The sequence below is a fragment of the Streptomyces sp. SID1328 genome (assembly GCF_009865595.1).
In the GTDB taxonomy this organism is placed as follows: Bacteria; Actinomycetota; Actinomycetes; order Streptomycetales; family Streptomycetaceae; genus Streptomyces; species Streptomyces griseoluteus.
The window spans coordinates 1-6,089 of sequence record NZ_WWKH01000486.1; the positions used below are offsets into that span (position 1 = coordinate 1).

Consider the following 6,089-nt stretch of genomic DNA (forward strand, 5'->3'; position numbering starts at 1 on the left):
CTGGTGCTCTGCTTCCAGCTCGCCATCGGCGCGGGCATCGTCATCGCCACGATCGTCGGCGCGAGCGAGGCCGTGTCCTGGCGGGTGGCGATCGGCGCGGCCGCCGCCCCCGCCCTGCTGATGCTGCTGGGCCAGTTGCGGCTCCCCGAGAGCCCCCGCTGGCTGATCCTTCGCCACGGGCGGAAGGACCGGGCGCGCGAGGTGCTGGAGGAGCTGCGGCCCGAGGGTCACGACGTGGCGGCCGAGCTGGACGAGATCGCCGGCCTGGCCAGGCAGCAGGAGGACACCGACCGTGCCGAACGAGGCTGGCGCGGGCTGCGGCAGCCGTGGGTGCGCCCGGCGCTGATCGTCGGCTGCGGCATCGCGGCCTTCACGCAGCTCTCCGGCATCGAAATGATCATCTACTACGCCCCGACCATCCTCACCGACAACGGCTTCCCGCAGGCCGACGCGCTCCGGATCAGCGTCGCCCTCGGCGTGGTCTACCTGGTGATGATGATCGTCGGCCTGTGGGTCGTGGACAAGGTCGGCCGCCGCAGGCTCACCCTGGTCATGGTGCCCGGCGCCGCGCTCGGCCTCTTCGCCCTCGGCGCCCTCTACGTCACCGGCCACGGCACCCGCGCCTACGTCCCGGCGATCGTGGGCTGCCTGCTGGCCTTCATGTTCTTCAACGCCGGCGGCCTCCAGCTCATGGGCTGGCTCACCGGATCGGAGATCCACCCGCTGTCGGTGCGGTCGGCCGCCACCAGCGTGCAGTCGGCCACCCTGTGGAGCACCAACCTGCTGATCACCCTCACCCTGCTGACGATGATCAACGCCTTCGGCGTGGGACAGGTCTTCTGGATCTACGCCCTCTTCAACGTCGCCGCCTGGCTGTTCGTCTGGCGGAGGATGCCGGAACTCACCGGGCGAAGCCTGGAGGACATCGAACGGCATCTGAAGGAGCGGAAGTTCCGGCCGCGCGACTTCGCCCGGTCGTGACCGCGGCCGGGGAGGTGCGGGACGCCCGCGCCTCCCCGGTGCACGATGCTTGACCCATGCGTGCCGCCCGCCTGATCCGCATGGCGCTTCTCGTCCAGTCCAGCCCCGGCCTGACCGCCGACGCCCTCGCCCGTGAACTGGACGTCTCCCGGCGTACGGTGATCCGCGACGCCCGGGCGCTCCAGGAGGCGGGCGTCCCCATCCGCGCCGAACGCGGCCGCGCGGGCGGCTACCACCTGGCGCCGGGCCACCGCACCCGGCTCACCACCCTGGACCCCACCGAGGCCGAGACCCTCTACCTGTCCGGCCTGCCCACCGCCCTGCGCGACCTCGGCCTGTCCGACGCGGCGGACACCGCGCGGCTGAAGCTCTCCGCCACCCTGCTCCCCTCGCTCCGCGCGGCGGCCGAGTCCTCGGTGCGCCGCTTCCACCTGGACGCCCCGGCCTGGTTCCGCGAGCCCTCGGCCCCCGAGCTGCTGCCGGAGCTGGCCCGCGCGGTGTGGTCCGACCGCACCGTCCAGATCACCTACGCGCGGCCGGGCCGGGACGACACGGTGACCCGCCTGCTCCAGCCGTACGGGCTCGTGCTGAAGGCGGGCGTCTGGTACGTCGTGGGCCGGGTCCCGGACGGGCCGGGCGGCGCCTGGCGCACGTACCGCGTCGACCGGGTCACGGCCCTCTCCCCCACCGGCGACGAACCCTTCGTCCGCGACCCCGGTTTCGACCTGACCGGGTACTGGCGGGCCAACGCGGAGGCGTTCGCCCGCACCCTGCTGCGGACGACGGCCACCCTGCGTCTCACCGAGCGCGGGCTCGCCCGGCTGCCCGCCGTCGCGGACCCGGCCGGGGCCGCCGAGGCGCTGGCATCCGCCAGCGGGCCGGACGCCGACGGCCGGGTGACGGTCGCGCTGCCGGTGGAGTCGGAGGAGGTCGCGTTCGCGCAGCTCAGCGAGTTGGGCGCGGACATGGAGGTGCTGGCGCCGGAGGGCCTGCGCGAACGCTTCCGCGCGCACGCGCGGGATCTCGCCGCGCTGTACGGCGTGGCCGGTCAGCGGTAGTCGTCGGGGGTGCCCTCCTTGCCGCCGAACTTGACCTCCTCGAAGTAGGCCCAGGCGTCCGGCCGGCTGCCGTCGATGTCCCTGATGCCGTAGGTCCGGGCGAGTTCCGCGCTGGAGGTTGACCCGCCGTTCCAGCGGGCGGCACGGTCGGGGTCGGCGGCGAGGGCGGCGATGCCGCGGGCGAGGTAGGCGGGGGACTCGGCGGTGGCGAAGTCGGGTTCCCGGGCGATGGCGTCGCGCCAGTTCTCCTCGGTGACGCCGAAGTGGCCGAGCATCTGCTCCGAGCGCAGGAAGCCCGGCGTGACGGCGACGGCCGTGCCGCCGTACTCGGCGAGTTCCTCGCCCAGGCCGAAGGCGATGCGGATCGGGGCGTTCTTGGCGAGGTCGTAGTAGAGGTTCTCCCGGTACCGGCGGTTGTAGACCGCCGTGCCGTCGGTGACCTCCACGTGCAGCGGACCGTCGGAGCGGATCAGGAGCGGGAGGGCGAGTGCGGCGGTGATCACGTGCGAGCGCACCCCGAGTTCGAGGATGCGCAGGCCGTCGGCGAGCGGGGTCTCCCAGCTCTTCTTGCCGAAGACGGAGCCCACCAGCAGGTGTTCGCCGCCCCAGAGGTCGTTGACGAGGATGTCGAGCCGCCCCTGCTCGCGGTCGATCCGCGCGACGAGCGCCCGCACCTGCTCGGGGTCCAAGTGGTCGGTGGGGACGGCGATCCCGGTGCCACCGGCCGCCGTGACCAGTTCCGCCGTCTCCTCGATGGTCTCGGTGTTCCGCCCGACTTCGCTGGCCCGCTCGCGGGTGGTGCGTCCGGTGACGTAGACGGTGGCTCCGGCCCGGCCCAGTTCGACGGCCATCGCCCGCCCGGCGCCCCGGGTGGCCCCGGCGACGAGGGCGATGCGGCCGGCGAGGGGTGTGGTGAGGTCCTGTGTGGTCATGCTTCCACGGTGCACGCCAAAGGTGACAGTTCTCGTCACCTTTGTTCCTAGGTGGCGTCGATTTCCTCGCTGACCACCGAGTACGCCGTGTCCCGGTGCGCATCGTGCTCCGCCAGGCGGGCGGTCAGGGAGGCGCGGATGTCGTCGTACGTGTCCGAGCCGAGGGGCAGGCGGAGCGGGGCCGCGCCGCTGTCCACCAGGTCGATCATGGCCTGGGTGATCTTCTCCGGCGCGTTGGGCAGGACGAAGGTGCCGTCGGTGAGGGCCCGGCGCGTCTCGCCGGCCGGGGTGGCGGCGTACTCCGGCATGGGCGGGGCGGTGTCCAGGGAGGCGCCGAACCCGGTCGGCGTGGCGCCGGGTTCCACGATGGTGAGGGCGATGCCGAAGGGGGTGATCTCCCGCGCGGCCGTCTCGCAGAAGCCCTCGACGCCCCACTTGGAGGCGTGGTAGTAGCCGAAGCCGGGGTAGGTGGTCTGGCCGCCCGCCGTGGAGACCTGGAGGATGCGGCCGTGGCCCTGGGCGCGCAGGTGGGGCAGCGCGGCGCGGATGACGTGGATGGAGCCGAGCAGGTTGGTGTCGATCACCCGCCGGATCTGTTCCTCGCCGGCCTCCTCCACGGAGGCGAAGACGCCGTACCCCGCGTTGTTGACGACCACGTCGATCTCGCCCAGGTCCGCGAAGGCGTCGGCGAGGACCTGCTCGGTCCGGGCGGCGTCGGTGACGTCGAGGCGGGCGGTCCACAGCCGGTCGCCGTACTGGGCGCGCAGGTCGTCCAGGGCCTCGGGGCGGCGCAGGGTGGCCGCCACCCGGTCGCCGCGTGCGAGCAGCCGCTCGGTGAGGAGGCGGCCGAACCCGGACGAGGTGCCCGTGATGAACCAGGTGCTGGTCATGGTGTTCCTTCCGGTGAAGTCGCCCTCCGACGCTAGGAGTTGGCGTGCACTCGAAGGCAAGCGGTCAGGCCGAGTGGATGGACCGCACCTCGTAGGCGACCGCCGGGCTCGGTACGGGGCCCCGGCAGGTGAGGCGGTAGGGGGCCGTGCGGTGGGCGTGCACCTCGATGTCGAACGCGGTCGGGTGCGGGGCGTGGAGTTCGACGCGGACGCGCCAGTCGTCGCCGTCGCGGGCGGTGCCGGTGACCGTGTAGTCGTGCCGTCCGGCCGGGCCGAAGCGGGCGAGCAGCGCGGCGACGGCGACCTGCTGGGGCGGGGCGAGGTCGGTGTACCCGCGCAGGAAGTCGGGGTGGATGCGCCCGGCGAGGTGTTCCTCGACCACCCCGACGGCCGAGACGGGGTCGAGGAGGCCGTAGTAGGTCCCGTCGGGCACGACGACGACGTTGGCGGCGAACCGGTCCCCGCCCACGTGGGTGCATTCCCAGACGAGGTTGGGCCACCGCTCGCTGAGCGCCCGCGCCACGGGCCGGCCGCGCACCGCGCAGCAGATGTCGTGCTGCCCGTGCGCGCAGACCAGGACGACCGGCGGCTGGTCGAGAGGGCCCGGCGACCGGAGGGCCTCGGCGATCTCCACGAGGTCCTGGTCGCTGCTCCAGGTGCCCCAGCGCTGGCGGTGGGCGCCCGACCGCTCGTAGTGCAGTACGGCCCAGCGGCCGGGCCCCCCGGATCTGGGACGGGCGAGCCGCCGGACGAGGAAGATGCGGGCGCGCACGGCGTGGGCGGCGGCCCAGACATGGGCCTTGACCACCGGGTCCAGGTCGATGCCGTCGTAGCCGTTGGCCGGCCACGCGCCGCGGTACTCGATCAGCACCCAGACCGCGCCGCGCGGCGCGGTGCCCGCGAGGGAGTCGCCGCGTATCCGGGCGGCGTCGGCGCAGAAGAACCGGTCGGTGGTGGTCACCGGGCCGCTACTGTCCGCCCGGCACCAGCACGCCCGCGCGGAGCAGCCGTCCGGCGAGGGGGAGCCCGAGGTCACCGGCGGTACGGATCTCGCCGTCGAGCAGGCGGGTCACGGCGGGCAGGTCGGTCGCGGGGAAGTCGAGCCAGCCGACGCGGGTCATCAGGCGGGCCCCCTCCAGCCGGGCTTCCAGGGCTTCGCGCAGGCGTACGGGCGACTCGGGGGCGAGGGCGTCGAGGGCGGCGAGCTGGGCCAGCGGGCCGAGCGGTGCCGGACGGCCCTGGCCGCGCCGGGTGCGGTGGAACAGGGGGGCGGGGTCGGCGTCGGACAGCGCGGTGGTGAGGCGTTCGCGGACGCCGTCGAGCACCTCGGCCGTGGCGTCGGCCCCGAGCGGCAGCGTGGCGCGGGTCCAGGCGTCCTCGCGCAGCGCGGCGAGGGCTGTCTCGGCGAGCTGTTCGGCCAGCGCGTACCGGGTCCAGACGTGGACGCCGAGGGTCAGGTGGACGGAGACCTCGCCCTTGGCGCGGGCGGCGTGCAGCCAGCCGCGCGGCAGATAGAGGACGTCGCCCGGCTCCAGCACGGTGTCGATGTAGGCGGGCCCCTCCGCCGCGTCGGCGACGGCGGCCCGGTGGCCGGTCCAGGGCTGGTCCCTGAGCGGGTCGCGGTGCACGGGCTCGTGGACGAGCCAGCGCTTGCTGCCCTGGATCTGGACGACGAACACGTCGTGGACGTCGTAGTGGTCGTCGAAACCCTGACTCTGCGGCGGGGTGATGTAGGCGTTGGCCTGCACGGGGTGTCCCAGCTCGGCGCTCAGGGCGGCGCACAGTTCCCCGGCCGGCGCCCAGGTGCGCTGGAGGGCCTGGAGGACGAGGGTGGCGCCGTCGGCGAACAGCCGCCACAGCGCGGTGTCGTCGAGCTGGTCGGCGATGGTGGCGCCGACGCCGCCGGGCGAGGTGTAGGACGGCTCGGGGAGCACGGTGCCGTTCTTGGCGACGCGGAGGAAGGGCGTACGCAGACCCCGGCGCGCGAGGAGTTCGTCCACCGCACCGGCGTCGAACACGTCGGAGAAGTCGCTCGCGTGCCGGGTGAGCAGCGCGGTGCGCGACCAGACGTCCCGTGCGAAGACCTCAGGGGCGAGACCGGTCAGACGGCGCTCCAGAATCCCGGCACCCCCAGGGGTGCCGGGATCAGGGAAGCCGCCGGCCGGGCCGGTCAAGCGCTGCCGTCCGCACCGCCGTCGTGGACACCGGGCTCACCGGCGGCACCGCCG

6 protein-coding genes are annotated in these 6,089 nt (G+C 74.0%); 2 read left to right on the forward strand and 4 right to left on the reverse strand.

What is annotated here, in order from left to right:
• Together GT030_RS14935 and GT030_RS14940 are read left to right on the forward strand one after the other, a co-directional pair.
• The coding region (locus GT030_RS14935; protein WP_161201527.1) for an MFS transporter at positions 1-981 on the forward strand (981 nt) is incomplete at its 5' end.
• Positions 982-1,037: 56 nt separating this feature from the next.
• On the forward strand, positions 1,038-2,039 hold the full coding sequence (locus tag GT030_RS14940) for a WYL domain-containing protein (protein WP_161201528.1): 1,002 nt from the start codon (positions 1,038-1,040) through the stop codon (positions 2,037-2,039).
• Here the strand turns inward: GT030_RS14940 and GT030_RS14945 are convergent.
• The 4 genes from GT030_RS14945 to GT030_RS14960 form a co-directional block, all read right to left on the reverse strand.
• Positions 2,030-2,971: an SDR family oxidoreductase gene (locus tag GT030_RS14945; protein ID WP_161201529.1), complete on the reverse strand. Its 942-nt coding sequence runs from the start codon at positions 2,969-2,971 to the stop codon at positions 2,030-2,032. The genes GT030_RS14940 and GT030_RS14945 overlap by 10 nt on opposite strands.
• A 47-nt stretch (positions 2,972-3,018) precedes the next feature.
• Positions 3,019-3,861 carry an SDR family oxidoreductase gene (locus GT030_RS14950; RefSeq protein ID WP_161201530.1) on the reverse strand — a complete coding sequence of 281 codons (843 nt, stop codon included), beginning with the start codon at positions 3,859-3,861 and terminating at the stop codon, positions 3,019-3,021.
• Positions 3,862-3,925: 64 nt separating this feature from the next.
• Positions 3,926-4,822, reverse strand: coding sequence for a sucrase ferredoxin (locus GT030_RS14955; RefSeq protein WP_161201531.1), 897 nt, complete (start codon positions 4,820-4,822; stop codon positions 3,926-3,928).
• A gap of 7 nt (positions 4,823-4,829) precedes the next feature.
• Positions 4,830-6,035, reverse strand: a complete 1,206-nt coding sequence (locus GT030_RS14960) for a cupin domain-containing protein (RefSeq protein ID WP_161201532.1) — start codon at positions 6,033-6,035, stop codon at positions 4,830-4,832.
• Positions 6,036-6,089 lie beyond the last annotated feature (54 nt).